We start from the raw sequence: 2,106 nt of genomic DNA, 5'->3' as shown, positions 1-2,106 counted from the left end.
GCTGCAACCTACCGTCGATGTCAACATGATTTTTGTCTTGCAAACGGGATGCGTTCATATAGTTGACCATATAAAATTAAAAACCTTTGTACCAAAAACACTAATATTCAATACGATAAACTTGACTAATAAATTGACTGTTTTAACCTTGGCATTGTGACAACCTCCTTGTTTGGAATAACAAAATAAACCATAAATATCAATTAGTTAAATAATATCCCTAAGACAATATCAGAAATAATAAGCCTAATTTTGCCTTACCAGCTCTCTGGCTTGTTTTTCAAGCCAAGAGATCACTTCATCATTATTAAACAAATAAAAATGCCCTCCCGTAAAAACCTGTTGCTTTATTGGCGCAGGCAGTACCCGCTCCCATTCCGCTAATCGAGAAACAGGCACTCTTTTATCTTGACGACCTCCTATGACGTAAATTTGAGCATTTAGTTTTACTTTGGGAAATTTAGACAAAGAATCCAGTAAAATCAGATCATTTCTCATTGTTTCAATTATGTAGCTACGTAATTCAGGATTAACTAAGACGTCTGAAGGCGTTCCCCCACATTGTTCAAGTATGTTCAATACATAATTATCAGAATATTCCTCATGTGGCTTATTTTTCAAATCCGCAGGATCAGCACAGCCCCGGGCTGAAATCACAAGAGCTAACTTTCTTTCAGGCGCTTCATTTTCAAGCCTATAAGCAAGTTGATAGGCAAGTTCTGCTCCCATACTGTGTCCGAATAAAAGTAAAGGTTTATCCTCTCCTAACCTCAAATTCTTTACCGCAGCAAGGATATCGGACAGTACACTTTCAGCATCTGTTTGAAAAGACACAGAAGTACGAGTTCCTCTACCTGCAAGCTCAAGACAATAGACCTCAATAAATTCCGGCAATTTGCGAGCCAATTCCACATAAGAAAAACAAGAGCCTCCGGCATGGTGTAGAAATATCAACTGCATTCCAGCTTCAGGTCTTTTAATCACAGGAAATAAAACTGAATTAAACAAAATCAAGTTCCTCTAGTTGTATAAATGGGGCGTTTCAAAAGAAGATAAAATAAAAGATACTCATTAAACACAGAATAATAACTATTGGTTTATTTTTCTATAACAGAATAGATTGATTAAATGACAATTATTAATTAGATATAAAATCACAACACAACAGCCAATGAGGGAGTTTCTAAGAGAACAAGCACCATTTAGCTGAAGTTAAAGGAAAAAATCAGACTGAAAGATATAAAGGATAGAGCCCATCCAGTTGGACTCTACCGTTTATCTTATGCTTTCAATTTTTCGCGTACAGCTATCAACGCAAATCCTAATAAATTCAGACCATCCCACGTCAAGGGATTCTGTATATTGGGAAAATCTTCTGCCAGACCGATCCCCCAGATACGGTCAACAGGGCTAGCCTCAACTAATATCTTATCCCCAGTATTTAATAAAAACTCTGCCAGTGGTTTATTCTGGGAAAATTTTGCCAGATTACCCTCAATCACTATTTTCAATCGATGTTCATCCCAAATCGATTGGTTAAAACCACGTATCTCTCGGCCATATGCTTTCGCGGCGCCTGGATTTTTAGCATTGATAATTTTTTCCAGAGCGTCGAGATCATTAAACAAGCGAGCTTTCCCCGCCATCATATAGTGCTCCGCACTTGCATATTTTACATCATTAACAGTAAATTGAACTGGATACCACTGGCTTAAACAAGACTTGGTTATGTGGTTGGTATGATTGGCTTTATGCCCCCAGAAAAAAAGATATTTCAGCTTTTTTCCTGATTGGTATAAATCACATAGTGTTTTAATATCCATATTAACTCTCTATAAAACGCTAATTTAGCTTAAATGCATAAATACGCTCCTATCATACAATTTTTTTTATATTTGTCGATGAATATCCCAGCAGTTTTATTGATATAGAATAAGAACCTCAAATATAAGTTTGAATAAAAGTAACAAACATAAAAAATGGCAAATAAAAATAATTACATGTTCTCTGAATAACTTATCATATTATCTTGAAATCATTTAATATTTGCTCTTCGCCCAATAACAAAAACGGCAACCAATCCCACCAAATCGACAGTGATTAAAG

At 35.8% G+C, this 2,106-nt stretch carries 2 protein-coding genes; both read right to left on the bottom strand.

The genetic code is table 11. The features are described from left to right. Window positions 1-246 precede the first annotated feature (246 nt). On the bottom strand, window positions 247-1,008 hold the full coding sequence (locus tag AB204_RS20205; RefSeq protein ID WP_047965178.1) for a thioesterase II family protein: 762 nt from the start codon (window positions 1,006-1,008) through the stop codon (window positions 247-249). A gap of 272 nt (window positions 1,009-1,280) precedes the next feature. Further along, complete coding sequence (locus tag AB204_RS20200; RefSeq protein ID WP_047965177.1) at window positions 1,281-1,823, bottom strand: NADAR family protein; 543 nt, start codon at window positions 1,821-1,823, stop codon at window positions 1,281-1,283. Window positions 1,824-2,106 lie beyond the last annotated feature (283 nt).

This window comes from Xenorhabdus khoisanae (genome assembly GCF_001037465.1).
Classification (GTDB): domain Bacteria; phylum Pseudomonadota; class Gammaproteobacteria; order Enterobacterales; family Enterobacteriaceae; genus Xenorhabdus; species Xenorhabdus khoisanae.
The sequence above is the reverse complement of the archived record's forward strand: the minus strand, read 5'-3'. Positions and strand labels throughout refer to the sequence as shown.

Excerpts from the sequence above, each read along its gene's own strand:
- AB204_RS20200 (WP_047965177.1), bottom strand. The coding sequence starts at position 1,823 with ATGGATATTAAAACACTATGTGATTTATACCAATCAGGAAAAAAGCTG.